The organism is Allobosea sp. (assembly GCF_051860145.1).
Classification (GTDB): Bacteria; Pseudomonadota; Alphaproteobacteria; order Rhizobiales; family Beijerinckiaceae; genus Allobosea.
Window position 1 is genome coordinate 227,949 of record NZ_JBHYEM010000002.1, and the last position, 14,547, is coordinate 242,495.

Sequence of the window (14,547 nt, forward strand, 5' to 3'; positions counted from 1 at the left end):
GCTCAACCCTCGATCAGGCTGTTGCGGTGCTGCCGCAGCAGGGCGAGCCGCTTCAGCTCCTGCTGGATCACGAAGGCGCCTTCGCTCACGACCGAATCGTCGGACGAGGCCGAGAACGTCCCGGCCAGGCGCTCAAGCAGCGCGTTGTGGTTCTCGGCGAGCAGCACCTCGGGATGGCGCAGGCGCGGCATCACGAAGGAGAGCAGGCCGGCGGCGAGGTTTCGTCCGTAGAGAGAGGCGAGCACCGCGCGCGGATCGATATGGGCGAGCGAGGCGCGCATCTCGTCGAGGCTCACCCGCGTGACGGAATCGACATCCCGCGCCGCCAGGGCCGCCTCGATGGCAAGGTCGAGCGGCAGCTCCTGGTTGTCCGCCTCCCAGACCTGCGAGCGGCCCTTGTCGCCGCCGCCGGGCCGAACGCCGGTGACATTGGTGCCGTCGCCACGCGACGGCGCGGTATCGGAGCGCGGCGTGTGATCGTCGAGGCCCTGGCGTTGCGGGCTGTCGGTTCTGACCGGGCGGCGAGGCAGCTTGACCATCGTTGTCGGGTCCCTCCGCCGCTCAGTAGCGGACGGCGGCGAGCCGCCCGTCCCTGCTCAGCAGAACCCGATCTCCCTCGATCCGGTGGATGGTCCAGCCGTCGTCCAGCATGGCGCCAACAAAATACTTCTGGCCCCGCACGAGGAGATGTGGCTGGGTGCCCTGCCAGACCGCCTCGACGGCGATCGAGGACGGCAGCTTCTCCTCCTTGAGGATGACGCCATTCACCAATGTCAGCCCGCCGGTATAGCGATGGTCGAACCATTGCTGGAGCTTCTGCCAATCAGGCATCAGGGAGGGCTCGACCGTACCTTCGGCCGCGACGACGCCGGGCCCCGAGCTGACCTTGATGTTGAGCAGTCCAAGCTTCTCGATCTCGGCTTGCAGCGCCGAAGCCGCGGCCTTGGTCCCGGCCTCGTCGGGGCGGCCCGCAGTGAATTTCCGGACCGGGGCCGCCTCGCCGGCGAGGCTCGCCGCAACGACCGGCGCGTCGGCGCTCGCATCATAGATGAAAGTCGTGAGACCGGTCAGGACGAGCAGCGCGAAGGCCGCAGCCGCGACTGTCTTCGCCGACAGGCGCGGCGAGCCCGCCAGCCCAGCGTGAACCTGCGTCTCCTCCGACCAGCGAATCGACAGGCCGCCGACATGGACCAGCGCCGGCAAGGCAGTCTCGACCTGGCTGCCGGGCGCGATCTCGCCGACGCCGTCGAGGACGACACCCGGCGCCAGCGCTTCGATCGCGATCGCGCCATCCGCAAGCGCCACCCGCAGATGATGCGGTTCGAGATTCTGCTGGATGAAGACAAGATCGGCGTCGAGCCCGCTGCCGATCGTCCGGGCGCCGGCGCTCATGCGGTCGCTCAGGCCGGCATAGAGGCCCGATTGTACTTCGAATCGAAAGGGCGCGGTCTCGCTCACGGCACTCTCCTCAACGGCAACGGGAGCACGTACAGAGGCTGTACGGCTCGCCTGGAATTCGCGGGACTGCTGGCGCTACGGCGCGGCAAGGCGTCGGGACGTCATGGAGAGCGGGGCGGCCGAAGCCGCCCCGCTTCAGGATCACTGCACGCGCTCGTCGGAAACCTTCTTGTCCGAGGCGAGCTGGGTCGAGACCATGCGCATCTGGATGCTCTTGGCCTGGGCCTCTTCGCTGACACGCTTCAGCTCGGCGATCTGGGACTGGAAATCGCCAGCGCCGCCGGCACCACCAGCGCCGCCGGTGCCACCGGTCTGGCCACCGCCATTGCCGCCGACCAAGCCGTTGAGAGCGCCGCCGACGAGACCACCAATGTTGAAAGACATATCATTCTCCTGGGGTTTGAGTTCGATCTTGCCGCCTGAAGCGGTCACAATGACGCCGAGTGGACGCGTCAGGCGTCCTCTTCCGTCTCGGCCATCACCTCGTCGAAATCGGCCATCCCGTCGTTCGCGATCTGCATCGCGAAGGACCTGAGGGCCGATTCGAACGCCTCGGCCTTGGCCGAGTCCTGCGAATTGCCGCCGCCTTCCAGCGCGCCGCCAACCGCACCGCCGAGGGCCGATCCAATCGGGCCGCCGAAAATGCCGCCGACCACGCTTCCGATTGCTCCCAGCATCGGGCGCTCCTTCGTTCGCTGTTTCATGCGAGCCACAGGATGGCAGCTGCGCATTCCTCTTGGTCACGACGCGATGCTAGGAAGGCCAGCTTTCCAGAACCTGACGAGCCGCGGGATAATTCATTTCGCCAGCTAACCGGCGGTCGTCGACATCTCGCCGGGGCGATGAATTCAGCGCGGCTCGAGCGCCGGCGCGCGCACGATGCCTTCGGGACGGGGCGCATCGGCGGAATACTGGCCTTCGAGCCGGCCGTTGCGGATGACGGCGGCGGAGGTGCCGCGAAACAGCATCAGGACCGTGTCCCGTGGCGGACGCTGCACATCGATGGCGCGCGGCCGGGCCTGGGCCTCGGCGACAAGGCCGCTCAATATCTGCTCTGCGAGAGTGATGAAGCGCGGCGGCCCCGAGGTCAGCACCAGGCCATTGCCCGGCGCCGGGCGCACGACGAAGCGCTCGTCAGAGATATTGAGCGCATCGAGCGTATCCCTGAAAGCAACGAAGCTGATCGGCGCCAGTACGAGCAGGCGACTCTGCGCCTCCTTGGCGGCGGTGACATAGAGAACCAGCCCGTCGAAATACCATTGCAGGTTGTATAGCTTGGCCAGATGGTCGAGAAATTCGCGCGGCCGCAGTTCAGGCATTCGCCCCCGGATGCGTCCCTTCACCTCGCTGCTGACATTGACTTTCAGGTTGAGATTGCTGCCGAACTCCTGAAGAGCGTTGGGAAGTTCCTGATCGAGAACTGTGTAATTATACGGCGTATCAGGCAGCGGCAACGGAGCTGCAATCGAAGTAATACTTGTCGATACAAAGAGTATTCCGGAAAAAATACCGGATTTCGCAGATTTCATCATACTCGATTTCAGACGCATTTCGCAATCCGACCCGGATTAGATTTCGCATAGCTCCGCTACGAGGATGGGTCGCGTTTGTGATCTTTGGATGACAGTGCGGAAACCGGGCATTCGTCAGCTTCCCGTCAGCTAGCGTCCCTAGTGTCCAATTCGTTAACGGGAGGCGCCCACCGCGCTCTCGGCCTAACCCAAGAGAGCAAAAGGGTTCCCATATGCTCGTTGGCGCTCCGGGACTGACCGGCCTCATCGACAATGTACAACAGATCGCTCCGGCCGCCGGAGACCGGCTCCAGTTCCAGAACGATCTCGTTCAGACGGCTGCGGCGGGCGACGCCACCAAGCAGCCGCCAGCAAGCTTCTCCGCGCCTGCTCAGGCGACGACGGAAGTCTCGCGCGCCACGACTCACACTGCATCTATCGGCGAGCGGATCCTGCAGAATCTGTCGGCGGTTCATCGCGGCAGTGCGGCGCCGGGCGCCGGCAATGCCGAGCCGGCTTTGAAAGCCTCGCAGCCTGGCCCGGCCGAGCAATCGCTGACGCAGCCAAACGCAGCTAGACTGCCGGGGCTGGCGCCGGGCGCCGACAATTTCGACGCGATGATCGCGTCGCTGCAGAGCGTCTACAACAACGTCATCCAGGTCTCTCTCGTCTCCAAAAGCACCGGCAGCTTCAGCTCGTCGGTGAACAAGCTGATGTCGGCGAGTTGAGCCCAGCCATGCGATTGCGTCGGATCACGCCGACTGAGAGCAGCGCTACCGGGCCTGGACCCGCCCGAGCCCGGGGCTTGCGGGCGGGCACCCTCGTCGCCCTGACCGCCGCGCTGGTCCTGGCGGGCTGCAAGGCGGATCTCTACACCAAGCTCCAGGAACGCGAAGCCAACGAGATGCTGGCCCTGCTGCTCAACCATGGCATCGATGCCGGGCGCGTCGCCGCGAAGGACGGCACCAGCACGATCCAGGTCGAGGAAAAGCAGCTAGCTGTGGCGATCGACCTGCTCAAGGCCGAAGGCTTCCCGCGCCAGAATTTCAAGAACCTCGGAGAGGTCTTCAAGGGCTCCGGCCTGATCGCCTCGCCCACCGAGGAACGCGCTCGCTACGTCTATGCGCTCAGCGAGGAACTGTCGCGCACGATCAGCGATATCGACGGGGTGCTCTCCGCACGGATCCATGTCGTGCTGCCGAAGAACGACCTGCTGCGGCAGGACACGACGCCGTCTTCGGCGTCGGTGTTCATCCGCCACGACTCGGACGCGCAGCTGAACGCGCTGCTGCCGCAGATCAAGATGCTGGTCGCTAACAGCATCGAGGGCCTGTCCTACGACAAGGTCGCCGTGGTCTTCGTCCCGGTCGAGCGCCCGGCCGCCGCAACGGCTGCGGAACAACGCACAGCCGCTGCGGCGGCCGGCGCAGCACCATCGCGCATGCTGGGTCCGATCCCGATGAACTGGGCCGCCATCGGCGGGGGGCTGACCGGCGCCGGCATCGCAATCGGCGCGCTGATCTATGTCCTGCTCGGCAACCGTCGCCCGACCAGGACACGGCCGGAGTCGCGCGCGCTCACCACCACCGACGAACGGGGCCGGCTGGGGATCTCCGGTTTCGACGCGGAACGGAAAACCGCCATCCGCGAGGCGGCGTAGTCCTGGGACAGAGCGTGACCATGCCGGCTCTTTTGGACAGTGCGAGCCATTGCGAAGCCGCTCCAGCAGATCTGGCGGCATTCGTGTCGTCGATTCATCCTGCCCGCCTGGCCCTCAGCCTCGACGCGGCGCTGTCGGTCGCGACGCTGGCGCGGCTCCAGAACAGCAGCCGGATGCGGGACGGGCTGGCGCGCCTGGTGCTTGGCGACGCGGATGTGGCCGGGCCCGCGCCGCTCTTCGGCCAGCCCGCCCGTCGCGCCGCATTGTTCGCCGGCAGCATCTGGCATGCGCGCTCTCTGCTGAAGCTGATCTCGGGCCAGGATCTCGGCGTTTTCGTCGACAAGCTCGGGGCCGAGTTCCAACCCTTTGGCGTGCGGCATATCGGGCTGGCGGTTTCGACCGCGCTGATCGTCGACCCGGAACAGCTGTCCGAGGCCGTCGAGCAGGATGGCCTCGGCTGCCTCGGCGGCTGGCTCGCGACCCTTCCGGAACGGGAACGCCAGCGCGTACTGCTGTCCCTCCCCCCCGGCAGCGCAGCAGAGCAGCCGAGCGCGGCGCATCGCGCGGCCGCCGATGCGATCTTCGCGGTCGTATTGACGCAACTTGCATTGCAGGTTCCGCAGCCGTGACACTCGGAGCCCCTCCCGCGGCCCCTGCCCTGCGCCCCCTCGGGCCACTCGTTCGCGCCGAGGAGGCAGGTCTGTGGCACGATGCGGCAGAGGCGCGCGCGATGGCGGAGCGCCATCTGCAGCGGGTCCGCAGCTGGGCTCGGGCCGCCTATGAGCGGGAGCGCGCACGGGGCTATGCCGAAGGCCAGCAGGCCGGTGCCCAGGAAGGCGCGAGGTTGATGGCGGCGGCCGCGGCGGAAGCCGCGCGCCAAAAGGCCGTGCTCGAGCGGGAATTGCCGCATCTCGTGATGGGCATCGTCCGCGACCTGATCGGCGCCTTCGATCCAGGCGAGATGCTGCTGCGCACGGTCCGGCATGCGATCGAGCAGAAACATGGCGGGGGCGAGGTGCGATTGCGCGCAGCGCCGCTCCATGCCGACACGCTGGCGCGCGAATTTGCCGCCTGCGACGGCAAGGAAGGCCGGCCGCTCGTGCGAATCGAGGCCGATCCGGCGCTGTCGCCGCGGCAATGCGTGCTCTGGAGCGAATTCGGCAATATCGACCTCGGCCTCGAAGCCCAGCTGCGCGCATTGCGGCTCGGCTTCGGCCTGCCATCCGGCGAGGACGGCACATGAATGTCCCGCTCCCGGCCAGCAGCAGCGCGGGTACGGATCGAGCGCTGGAAACCGCGCTCACGCGCCTGCGCAGCACGGCTCAGCACATCGACACCCGCGCGGTCCGGGGCCGGATCACGCGTGCAGTCGGCACGCTGATCCACGCGGTGGTGCCGGATGTGCGCATCGGCGAGCTCTGCCTGCTGCAGGACCCGCGCACCGGCTGGTCGCTCGAAGCTGAGGTCGTCGGCCTGTCGCAGGACGGCGTGCTGCTGACGCCGATCGGCGAATTGCAAGGCCTCTCGAGCCGGACGGAGGTGGTCTCGACCGGGCGCATGCTCGAAGTGCCGGTGGGCCGAGCGCTGCTCGGGCGCGTCGTCGACAGCTTCGGCCGGCCCCTCGACGGCGGGCCGCCGCTGGCAGCGCTGGAAACCAGACCGCTGCGACAGGCTGCACCCAATCCGATGACCCGCCGGCTGATCGGCCAGCCGCTTTCGCTCGGGCTGCGGGCAATGGATGGGCTTCTGACCTGCGGCGAAGGACAGCGCATCGGCATCTATGGCGAGCCGGGCGGCGGCAAGTCGACCCTGCTGTCGCAGATCGTCAAGGGCGCGGATGCCGATGTCGCGGTGGTCGCGCTGATCGGCGAGCGCGGCCGCGAGGTTCGTGAGTTCATCGAGCGCCATCTCGGCGAAGCGGGCTTGCGCCGAACGGTTGTGGTCGTGGCGACCTCCGACCGCTCGGCAATGGAGCGCGCGCAATGCGCACATATGGCGACCGCTGCGGCCGAGCATTTTCGCGAGCAGGGCCTGCGCGTCGTTTTGATGATGGATTCGCTGACGCGCTTCGCCCGGGCGATGCGCGAGATCGGCCTCGCCGCCGGCGAGCCGCCGACCCGGCGCGGCTTTCCGCCCTCGGTCTTCGCCATGCTGCCCGGCCTGCTGGAGCGGGCGGGAATGGGCGAGAGAGGCTCGATCACGGCCTTCTACACCGTCCTGGTCGAAGGCGACGGCACCGGCGATCCGATCGCCGAGGAGACGCGCGGCATCCTCGACGGACATATCATCCTCTCGCGCCAGCTTGCAGCGCAAGGGCATTTCCCCGCGATCGACGTGCTCGCCAGCCGCAGCCGGGTGATGGACGCGGTGGTGTCGCCGGCCCAGCGCAAGGCGGCCGGCTTCATGCGCGAGCTGCTCTCGCGCCATGCCGATGCCGAGTTCCTGGTCCGGGTCGGAGAATACAAGCAGGGCAGCGATCCACTGACCGATCGCGCCATCGCCAGCATCGACGACCTGCGCCGCTTCCTGCGCCAGGGCGAGGACGAGCATTCGAGTTTCGAGGACACGGTGGCATGGCTCTCGCGTCTGACCGCATAGACCCGGCGCATGTCTCGGCGTTGCGGCACGTGAAGGAACTGCGCGAGCGCCGCGCCCTTGCCGACTGGCACGCCATGGAGGCGCAACGTCGGCTGGCTGCCCAGGCGGAGGTCGAGGCGGGCAAGGATCTGCGCAAGACGCACGAAATGCGGGTGGTGCAAGAGCGCGAGATTTATAGCCGGCTTATCGAATCCGGGGCGACGGCAATCGGCGAGCTCGAACGCTGCCGGATGATTCTGGAGGCGCTGGCGAGCGAGGTGGAGCGAAAGCGCAAGCGGCTCGAGGAAACCAAGGCCGCGCACGGGACGGCTGAGGCTGCGGCCACTGCGAGCCGGGCGGTCTGGGCCAGGAGTTCGGTCTCGGTGCGCAAATGGGGGTTGATCGAGACCGATCTCGGCACGCTGAGGCGCACACGCCAGGATTTCCGCACCGAGATCGAGACCGAAGACGATATCGCGCTTCGTCGCGTCGGCAGCCGTGCCGCGGCAGATGGCGGCAAGGGTCGATGATGTCCGTCTCGATCCTGCCGGCGCGACATGAGCGCATCATTGGTTTTTCGCCCGGCACCCCGCCGAAGCATCCCAGATTCGAGCCGCAGCCCGTCCTTTCGCGTGCGGTCGTCGCCTGGATCAATGCGGTCGTCGTCCCGAGGGCGCCCTGGACCGGCCGGCTCGGCGATCGCGCGGTCTCGCTCGGGATCGGGAGCGTGAACTGGGACTGGGCGCCGGCGCCCGGCCCGATGCTCGACTTCGTCTGGGAGGCCGGCGGCACGTCGCAGGTCCTCTCGCTTTCCAGACCTATCGCGGACGGCCTGCTGGAGGCTGTCCAGCCCGGCCTCGCCCTGCCGTCGGAACCGAGCCGCTCGCTGGTGCTCGAGCTCGCGCTCGAGCCGTTGCTGGCCCGTTTCGAGACGCAGGCCGGGCAGGAGCTGCGCCTCGTCGAGGTCCGTGACGCCGTCATGTCGGGCCCCTATCTCGCGCTCGAGCTAGCTTTTGGCCAGCTCAACGGTCAGGCCCGGCTCTTCCTGCCCACGCAGCTCGATTGCGCCCTGCCTACGCTGTTCGACGGGCTCGCGGCCCTGGCGGCGCGCCAGCCGGAGCGGAAGCGCGAGCTTTCCGCCGATTTTCCCATGATCGTCGCCACCGAGATCGGCTCGCTGCGCATCGGCTCGCGGCTGCTGCACGAAGCGCGCCCCGGCGACGTGCTACTTCCCGAAGATTGTCCGTTGCTACGCGGCGAGGTCACCCTCGCCGCGGGCGGGCTCTGGGCGCCGGCCGAACAGGCGGGCAATCAGCTCCGCCTGCGGGGCCGCTTCCGCCCGCGATCAATTCCCCCGGAGTCCGCCCGCATGAGCCAACCCCCCGAGCCGGCGCAGCCGCCGAATGCCAGCCTCGACGAGGTCGAGGTCACGCTCGTCTTCGAATGCGGGCGCTGGCCGATCACGCTCGGCGCGCTGCGCAGCGCCGGCGACGGCCATGTCTTCGACCTCGGCCGCCCGCTCGACGGGCCGGTCGACATCCTCGCGAATGGCCGCCGGATCGGCCGCGGCGACATCGTGCGCGTGGGAGACACGCTCGGCGTGCGGCTGCTCGGCGGGCTCGCCGGCAATGACTGAGATCCAGCCGGGGGTCCTGGCGCTTCTCGCGGTCACGCTCGGTCTCGGCCTGCTCGCCTTCGCGGTCGTCACCACCACCGCCTTCATGAAGGTCTCCATCGTGCTCTTCCTGGTGCGCAATGCGCTGGGGGCGCAGCAGGTGCCGCCGAACATCGTGCTCTACGGCGCCGCCCTGATCCTGACCGTGTTCATCAGCGCGCCTGTGGCCGAACAGACCTATACGCGCCTGACCGACACCCAACTGCGCTACCAGAGCTTCGACGACTGGCTGCTTGCGGCGAAACAGGGCCAGGAGCCGCTGCGCGAGCATCTCAAGCGCTTCACCAGCGAGGAGCAGCGCCGCTTCTTCCTGTCCTCGACCGAGCAGGTCTGGCCGCCGGAGATGCGCGGCCGGGCCAATGCCGACGACCTCGTCATCCTGGTGCCGTCCTTCCTGATCTCCGAGCTGAAGCGCGCCTTCGAGATCGGCTTCCTGCTCTACCTGCCCTTCATCACCATCGACCTCGTGGTGACGACCATCCTGATGGCGATGGGCATGTCGATGGTCTCGCCGACGGTGATCTCGATCCCGTTCAAGCTCTTCTTGTTCGTCGCGATCGACGGCTGGTCGCGGCTGATGCACGGGCTGGTGCTGAGCTACACCGTGCCGGGCGGCTGAAAGGGCAGCGATCATGGATGAATCCAGCATTCTTACCCATATGAGCCACTCGCTCGTGATCTTCATGATCTGGGTGCTGCCGCCGCTCGTCGCCGCGCTCGTCGTCGGGTTGCTAATCGGCATCATCCAGGCCGCGACGCAGATCCAGGACCAGACGCTGCCGCTGACGGTGAAGCTGCTCGTCGTGGTGGCGGTGCTCGGCCTGTTCTCGCCGCTGCTGAGCGCGCCGCTGCTGGAGCACAGCAAGCAGATCTTCACCGAGTTCCCGGCGCTCACGGCGCGACGCTAGCTCGGCCATGCCCAACCTGTCGCCGGAGGAGCTGCAGAAACTGATCCTCGCGGCGATCGAGCTCGTCGTCGCGGCCGGGCTCGGCTCGGCGCGCGCCATCGGCATCATGCTGGTCCTGCCGGTCTTCACCCGGCCGCAAATAGGCGGGCTGGTGCGCGGCGCGCTCGCCATCGCGATCACCCTGCCCATGCTCCAGCACGTCGCAGACGCGGTGGCGACGCTCGATGGCGGCACGCGCATGGTCAAGGTGGCGCTGCTCGGGCTGAAGGAGGTCTTCGTCGGCCTGCTGCTCGGCACGCTGCTCAGCATTCCGCTGTGGAGCATCCAGGCGGTGGGCGAGATCGTCGACACCCAGCGCGGCATCACCAGCGAGACCGCGCCGGTCGATCCTGCGACCCGCAGCCAGGCCTCGGCGACCGGGCTCCTGCTCGGCATCACCGCGATCACGATCTTCGTCGTCAGCGGCGGCCTGCAGACGATGGTGGACGGCCTCTACAAGAGCTACCTGATCTGGCCGGTGGTGAATTTCATGCCGAGCCTCTCGACACAAGGGGCGATGGAGCTCGTCAGCCTGCTCGATCACATCATGCGGACCATGCTGCTGATCGCCGGGCCGGTGCTGATCTTCCTGCTGCTGATCGACATCTCGGTGATGCTGCTCGGTCGCTTCGCCCCGCAATTCAAGCCGAACGACCTCGCGCCGACGCTGAAGAACATCGGCTTCGCGATCTTCATGGTCGTCTATGCGGTCTATCTGATGGAGTACATGAAAGCGGAGATCACCCAGACGCAGGGCGTGCTCGAGCAGTTCCGCAAGGTGCTGAAGTGAGCGATTCGGGAGAGGAGAAAAAACTCCCGCCCTCGTCCAAGAAACTCAACGACGCGCGCAAGAAAGGGCAGGTGCCGCGCAGCAGCGATTTCACAACGGCGGCCAGCACCTGCGCCGGCATCGCCTGGCTCTGGTCGGAAGCGGGCGGCATCGAGGACAAATGGCGCGAGGCCCTGCTGCTGGCCGACAAGCTGCAGCCCCTGCCCTTCGATACCGGCGTCCGGCAGGCGCTCGGCATCCTGGCCGAGCTGAGCATGGCCACGGTGCTGCCGCTCCTCGGCGTCATGGTCGGCGCCGGCATCTTCGCGAGCTTCCTCGCCAATCACGGGCTGGTGTTCTCGCTCGAACTGGTCACGCCGAAATTCGAGAACATCAACCCGATCGAGGGCATGAAGCGGATCTTCAGCCTGCGCTCCCTGATCGAACTGGCGAAGACGCTGTTCAAGGCCGTCTTCCTCGGCGCCACCTTCCTGTTCGTCATCATGGGAATGTGGAAGACGCTGGTATATCTGCCGATCTGCGGCATGGGCTGCATCGGGTTCGTCGTCGGGACCGAGACCAAGCTGCTGATGGGCATCGCCGCGGGCGCGTTCCTGGCTGCGGGCACGCTCGACCTCCTGACCCAGCGCTGGCTGTTCATGCGCGAGATGCGCATGACCGAGACCGAGGCCAAGCGCGAGTTCAAGGAGCAGGAAGGCAACCCCCAGCTGAAGGGTGAGCACCGCCGGCTGCGCCAGGAGGCCTCGAACCTGCCGCCGCTCGGCATGCGCCGCGCCACCCTGGTGCTGCGCGGGCGCGACGCCCTGATCGGCCTGCGCTATGTGCGCGGCGAGACCGGCGTGCCGATCGTGGTGTGCCGGGGCAAGGGCGCGAGCGTAGACAGACTGCTGGCGGAGGCCCGCGACCTACGCGTGAACGTGGTCGAGGACGACGCCCTGGTCCGCCGGCTCCTGCGCAAGGCCAAGCTCGGCGACGCCATCCCGTCCCAGTATTTCCAGCTGGTGGCGAAGGCGCTCTACACGGCCGGTCAGGTCTGAAGCCTATTGGACCGCCGCGCTGCCGGCGCCGATCTGGGGCGTGGCCCGCCGGTTGCCCGCGGTTCCGGTGGCGAAGGCGCGGTAATTCTCGACCGGTATCGCAGCCCGGTCGCCCCGGCTCGCGATCACGGCGCCGTTGCCGAGCAGATGGCTCGGGTCGGCAACCGTCAGCGCCAGATTCGTGCGGACGGAGCAGCCCAGCGTCTGGTCGAAGGAATTGTCCTCGACCGAGGGGCCGACGATCGAGAGCGACGGGCAGACGGGCGGGATCGCGGTATAGGCGACCACCATGACGCGGGCCCGGAAGCGTCCAAGCGGGTCGGCGGGGCCGACGAACTGGCGGATATTGTAAGGGTCGACGCCCAGCCGCCGCGCCAGCTTGACCACGCCCGCACGCAGCGCAGGGCTGGAACTGGTGATCTCGAGATGGACACCGTCGCGGGCGTCGCGCCGCGTCGTGGCGATCAGGTCGGCAAGCCGCCGTCCTTCGCTGCTGCCGAGCGAACTGAGCAGCAGGACATGGTTCTGGGGATCGACGAGGATCGCCTGCGCCGTCGGCTCGACATAGATCGGGGCGGTGTTGCAGCCGCCGAGCGCAGCGCCCCCGAGCAGCGCGCAGAGAAGATATCGGAAGGCCATCGCTGTCCTCATTCGATGATGAAGCCGGTGTCACCGGTGGCGCCCGGAACGCTGGTCGCGGGTGCGCGGCGTCCCTTCGGCGGCTTCGCCAGGGTATTGGCAAGCGCCCGCCCCGAATCGGACGGCGGCGCGACCCGGTCGGTCGGCGCGCTGAGCGCGTTGGGACCGGTCGCCGGCCGCACGATATAGGGCGTGACGATGATGATGAGCTCCGTCTCCTCCTTCTGGAAGGAGGATGAGCGGAACAGCACGCCTAGCACCGGCAGGTCGCCGAGCCAGGGAAAGGCTGAGATATTGGTGCTGAAATTGCGGCGAATCAGCCCGCCGATGGCGAAGCTCTGGCCGCTGCCCAGCTCCACCACGGTATCGGCACGCCGGGTCGACAGCGCCGGCACGGAGATGCCGTTGATGGTCACCGCGCCCTGCGCCGAGAGCTCGCTGACCTCAGGCTTGACCCTGACATTGATCAGATTGTTGCTGAGCACGGTCGGCACGAATTCGAGGCTGACGCCGAAGCGGCGGAACTCGACCGTGACCTGCTGATTGCCTTGCGAGACCGGGATCGGGAACTCGCCGCCGGCGAGGAAGCTCGCCGATTCGCCGGAGATCGCAGTGAGGTTTGGCTCGGCCAGCACCGAGACCAGCCGCTCGCTGGCGAGCGCATCGAGAACGGCGCTGATATTGGTGTTTCCGGCGCTGAAGCCGAGGCCCACCGTGCCGCCGCCCTGGCCGGCGCCGGTACCTCCGCCGCTGCCGCGCAGCACGCCGAAGCTGAAATTGCCGCTTTGCCCGAAAGCCGAAAGATTGATGCCGAGCGCCTTCATCGCGCTGCGCGAAATCTCGGCGACGCGGACATTGAGATTGACCTGGAGCGAGCCGGCAACCTGGATCTTGTTGACGATGACCGAGCCGGCGCCGAGGAACTGCTCGGTCACCGATTTGGCGGTGTCGACGATCTCGGCATTGGGCGCCATGCCGCTGAGGACGGCGCCACGTGGCGTGTAGCTGACGCGAATCGGGTACTCGCCGACCTGCGCCTTCAGCAAGGCGCGCAGATCCTCGATCGGCTGGGTGACGACGACCTGGAATTCCGCGAGCGCCTGGCCGCTGTCGTTCAGCGCGAACAGGCTCGTGCGTCCCGATTTCTTGCCGAAGACGAAGATCGTCTTGTTCGAGGGGGCCTGGAAGTCGGCGATCGTCGGGTCGGCGACGAAGATGCTGGCAGCCGCCTGCGGCAGCTGGATCGTCTCGCCGCGCGAGGATGTCAGGTTCAGGGTTCCGCGCTGGCTCTGCGGCGCAGGCTGGGGCGCGGATTGGGGCGGCGGAGACGCTTCGCGCCGGGTCTTCTGCGCCGAACTGGCGGTAGGAAACAGCAACGCCACCGCGCAGAGCACGCCAGCGACCAAGCTCGGCAGGCGCGATCTTACGATGGGTGTTTCGGTGCAGGCTCGTTCGCGGTCGCCGGCGTTTTGTTCGCTCGTCAAGGTTCTCGGTTCTCTATTGTCAGGCGGGCGCCGATGTCGTCGTGACGCCGGCCGGTGGCGTCACGAGGCTGCCTCGCTGGATTCGAGCACATAGCCGATGCCGCGTGCGGTGCGGATGCGCAGTGTCGCGCCCGATTGGCTGAGATGCGAGCGCAGCCGGTACACCCCCACTTCGAGCGCATTGGTCGAGACCTCGTCGTCGAACGTGTAGAGGCTGTCCTCGAGCGAGGCGCGCGGCACGATCCGCCCGACGCGGCCCAACAGAAATTCCAGGATGCAGAGTTCGCGCCGCGCGATCTTCATCGGCGCTCCGGCAACCCAGGCCTGCCGACCGACCGGGTCGAAGCTCAGGTTGCCGACGGAAATGACCGGGTCTGTCATGTGATTCGACCGCCGCAAAACGGCCCGCATGCGGGCGATGAGTTCGTCTGTGGAGAGCGGCTTGGGCAGGAAATCATCCGCACCGCCGTTGAAGATTTCGATCCGCTTGCTGAGATCGTTATGGCCGCTCATGATCATGGCGGGGGTCGAGTGGCCGTTGCGCCGCAACTGCTTGAGCCAGCCGAGCCCGTCGCCGTCGGGCAAGGCGAGATCGAGCAGCAGGATGTCGTAGCTGGCGCAGCCGAAAGCGGCGGACGCCTCATCCAGGGTGTAGGTCACATCGACGGCAAAGCCGTTATCCGATAGCGCGCCCCGCACCGCAAAAGCCAAATCCTCGTGATCCTCAACCAGTAAAGTGCGCATTCCCTCGCCTCTTGTTAAGTATTGT

The 14,547-nt window shown here is 67.2% G+C and carries 19 protein-coding genes; 11 read left to right on the forward strand and 8 right to left on the reverse strand.

Annotated elements, in window-relative coordinates; genetic code table 11:
- Positions 1-2 precede the first annotated feature (2 nt).
- The 5 genes from ACTIF2_RS04260 to ACTIF2_RS04280 all read right to left on the reverse strand — a co-directional run bounded on the left by ACTIF2_RS04260 (position 3) and on the right by ACTIF2_RS04280 (position 3,008).
- Entirely contained in the window at positions 3-539 is a 537-nt protein-coding gene (locus tag ACTIF2_RS04260) for a hypothetical protein (protein WP_439495799.1), read from the reverse strand.
- 22 nt (positions 540-561) lie between these two features.
- Positions 562-1,458 carry a SctD/MshK family protein gene (locus ACTIF2_RS04265; RefSeq protein WP_439495800.1) on the reverse strand — a complete coding sequence of 299 codons (897 nt, stop codon included), beginning with the start codon at positions 1,456-1,458 and terminating at the stop codon, positions 562-564.
- Between the two features lie 141 nt (positions 1,459-1,599).
- Positions 1,600-1,842 carry a nodulation protein NopA gene (locus ACTIF2_RS04270; protein ID WP_439495801.1) on the reverse strand — a complete coding sequence of 81 codons (243 nt, stop codon included), beginning with the start codon at positions 1,840-1,842 and terminating at the stop codon, positions 1,600-1,602.
- Between the two features lie 68 nt (positions 1,843-1,910).
- Entirely contained in the window at positions 1,911-2,135 is a 225-nt protein-coding gene (locus ACTIF2_RS04275; RefSeq protein WP_439495802.1) for a dsRNA-binding motif domain-containing protein, read from the reverse strand.
- Between the two features lie 171 nt (positions 2,136-2,306).
- Entirely contained in the window at positions 2,307-3,008 is a 702-nt protein-coding gene (locus tag ACTIF2_RS04280; RefSeq protein ID WP_439495803.1) for a nodulation protein NolW, read from the reverse strand.
- A gap of 194 nt (positions 3,009-3,202) precedes the next feature.
- Here ACTIF2_RS04280 and ACTIF2_RS04285 point away from each other — a divergent pair, with 194 nt between their 5' ends.
- The 11 genes from ACTIF2_RS04285 to ACTIF2_RS04335 all read left to right on the forward strand — a co-directional run bounded on the left by ACTIF2_RS04285 (position 3,203) and on the right by ACTIF2_RS04335 (position 11,655).
- Entirely contained in the window at positions 3,203-3,697 is a 495-nt protein-coding gene (locus ACTIF2_RS04285; protein WP_439495804.1) for a nodulation protein NolB, read from the forward strand.
- A gap of 77 nt (positions 3,698-3,774) precedes the next feature.
- The gene (gene sctJ, locus ACTIF2_RS04290) at positions 3,775-4,629 is read left to right on the forward strand and encodes a type III secretion system inner membrane ring lipoprotein SctJ (protein WP_439495805.1); all 855 of its coding nucleotides are present in this window, start codon (positions 3,775-3,777) and stop codon (positions 4,627-4,629) included.
- 20 nt (positions 4,630-4,649) lie between these two features.
- Positions 4,650-5,258, forward strand: a complete 609-nt coding sequence (locus ACTIF2_RS04295) for a nodulation protein NolU (RefSeq protein WP_439495806.1) — start codon at positions 4,650-4,652, stop codon at positions 5,256-5,258.
- Complete coding sequence (sctL, locus tag ACTIF2_RS04300; RefSeq protein WP_439495807.1) at positions 5,255-5,872, forward strand: type III secretion system stator protein SctL; 618 nt, start codon at positions 5,255-5,257, stop codon at positions 5,870-5,872. Before ACTIF2_RS04295 ends, sctL begins: the two co-directional genes overlap by 4 nt.
- Positions 5,869-7,227 carry a type III secretion system ATPase SctN gene (sctN, locus tag ACTIF2_RS04305; protein WP_439495808.1) on the forward strand — a complete coding sequence of 453 codons (1,359 nt, stop codon included), beginning with the start codon at positions 5,869-5,871 and terminating at the stop codon, positions 7,225-7,227. Before sctL ends, sctN begins: the two co-directional genes overlap by 4 nt.
- Positions 7,228-7,256: 29 nt before the next feature.
- Positions 7,257-7,736 carry a hypothetical protein gene (locus ACTIF2_RS04310; RefSeq protein ID WP_439495809.1) on the forward strand — a complete coding sequence of 160 codons (480 nt, stop codon included), beginning with the start codon at positions 7,257-7,259 and terminating at the stop codon, positions 7,734-7,736.
- Positions 7,733-8,842: a type III secretion system cytoplasmic ring protein SctQ gene (gene sctQ, locus ACTIF2_RS04315; protein WP_439495810.1), complete on the forward strand. Its 1,110-nt coding sequence runs from the start codon at positions 7,733-7,735 to the stop codon at positions 8,840-8,842. The genes ACTIF2_RS04310 and sctQ overlap by 4 nt, the downstream gene beginning before the upstream one ends.
- Positions 8,835-9,500 carry a type III secretion system export apparatus subunit SctR gene (gene sctR, locus ACTIF2_RS04320; RefSeq protein WP_439495811.1) on the forward strand — a complete coding sequence of 222 codons (666 nt, stop codon included), beginning with the start codon at positions 8,835-8,837 and terminating at the stop codon, positions 9,498-9,500. Before sctQ ends, sctR begins: the two co-directional genes overlap by 8 nt.
- A 13-nt stretch (positions 9,501-9,513) precedes the next feature.
- A complete protein-coding gene (locus ACTIF2_RS04325) occupies positions 9,514-9,789 on the forward strand; it encodes an EscS/YscS/HrcS family type III secretion system export apparatus protein (RefSeq protein ID WP_439495812.1) in 276 nt (91 codons plus the stop codon).
- A 7-nt stretch (positions 9,790-9,796) separates the two neighbouring features.
- Positions 9,797-10,618 (forward strand): type III secretion system export apparatus subunit SctT, encoded by an 822-nt coding sequence (sctT, locus tag ACTIF2_RS04330; RefSeq protein WP_439495813.1) that lies wholly within the window; start codon positions 9,797-9,799, stop codon positions 10,616-10,618.
- Complete coding sequence (locus ACTIF2_RS04335) at positions 10,615-11,655, forward strand: EscU/YscU/HrcU family type III secretion system export apparatus switch protein (protein WP_439495814.1); 1,041 nt, start codon at positions 10,615-10,617, stop codon at positions 11,653-11,655. Before sctT ends, ACTIF2_RS04335 begins: the two co-directional genes overlap by 4 nt.
- 3 nt (positions 11,656-11,658) lie before the next feature.
- Here the strand turns inward: ACTIF2_RS04335 and ACTIF2_RS04340 are convergent, their stop codons facing one another.
- From ACTIF2_RS04340 to ACTIF2_RS04350, 3 genes are all read right to left on the reverse strand, one after another.
- Positions 11,659-12,294, reverse strand: coding sequence for a CpaD family pilus assembly lipoprotein (locus ACTIF2_RS04340; protein WP_439495815.1), 636 nt, complete (start codon positions 12,292-12,294; stop codon positions 11,659-11,661).
- 8 nt (positions 12,295-12,302) lie between these two features.
- Positions 12,303-13,724, reverse strand: a complete 1,422-nt coding sequence (locus ACTIF2_RS04345) for a type II and III secretion system protein family protein (RefSeq protein ID WP_439496065.1) — start codon at positions 13,722-13,724, stop codon at positions 12,303-12,305.
- 114 nt (positions 13,725-13,838) lie between these two features.
- On the reverse strand, positions 13,839-14,522 hold the full coding sequence (locus ACTIF2_RS04350) for a response regulator (RefSeq protein ID WP_439495816.1): 684 nt from the start codon (positions 14,520-14,522) through the stop codon (positions 13,839-13,841).
- Positions 14,523-14,547 lie beyond the last annotated feature (25 nt).

Bases quoted from the DNA above. Each gene is read 5' to 3' on its own strand.
- sctT (WP_439495813.1), top strand. From the start codon at position 9,797: ATGCCCAACCTGTCGCCGGAGGAGCTGCAGAAACTGATCCTCGCGGCG.
- ACTIF2_RS04295 (WP_439495806.1), top strand. From the start codon at position 4,650: ATGCCGGCTCTTTTGGACAGTGCGAGCCATTGCGAAGCCGCTCCAGCA.
- ACTIF2_RS04275 (WP_439495802.1), bottom strand. From the start codon at position 2,135: ATGCTGGGAGCAATCGGAAGCGTGGTCGGCGGCATTTTCGGCGGCCCG.
- ACTIF2_RS04285 (WP_439495804.1), top strand. From the start codon at position 3,203: ATGCTCGTTGGCGCTCCGGGACTGACCGGCCTCATCGACAATGTACAA.
- ACTIF2_RS04325 (WP_439495812.1), top strand. From the start codon at position 9,514: ATGGATGAATCCAGCATTCTTACCCATATGAGCCACTCGCTCGTGATC.
- ACTIF2_RS04350 (WP_439495816.1), bottom strand. From the start codon at position 14,522: ATGCGCACTTTACTGGTTGAGGATCACGAGGATTTGGCTTTTGCGGTG.
- sctR (WP_439495811.1), top strand. From the start codon at position 8,835: ATGACTGAGATCCAGCCGGGGGTCCTGGCGCTTCTCGCGGTCACGCTC.
- ACTIF2_RS04340 (WP_439495815.1), bottom strand. From the start codon at position 12,294: ATGGCCTTCCGATATCTTCTCTGCGCGCTGCTCGGGGGCGCTGCGCTC.
- sctN (WP_439495808.1), top strand. From the start codon at position 5,869: ATGAATGTCCCGCTCCCGGCCAGCAGCAGCGCGGGTACGGATCGAGCG.
- ACTIF2_RS04280 (WP_439495803.1), bottom strand. From the start codon at position 3,008: ATGCGTCTGAAATCGAGTATGATGAAATCTGCGAAATCCGGTATTTTT.
- ACTIF2_RS04260 (WP_439495799.1), bottom strand. From the start codon at position 539: ATGGTCAAGCTGCCTCGCCGCCCGGTCAGAACCGACAGCCCGCAACGC.
- sctQ (WP_439495810.1), top strand. From the start codon at position 7,733: ATGATGTCCGTCTCGATCCTGCCGGCGCGACATGAGCGCATCATTGGT.
- ACTIF2_RS04270 (WP_439495801.1), bottom strand. From the start codon at position 1,842: ATGTCTTTCAACATTGGTGGTCTCGTCGGCGGCGCTCTCAACGGCTTG.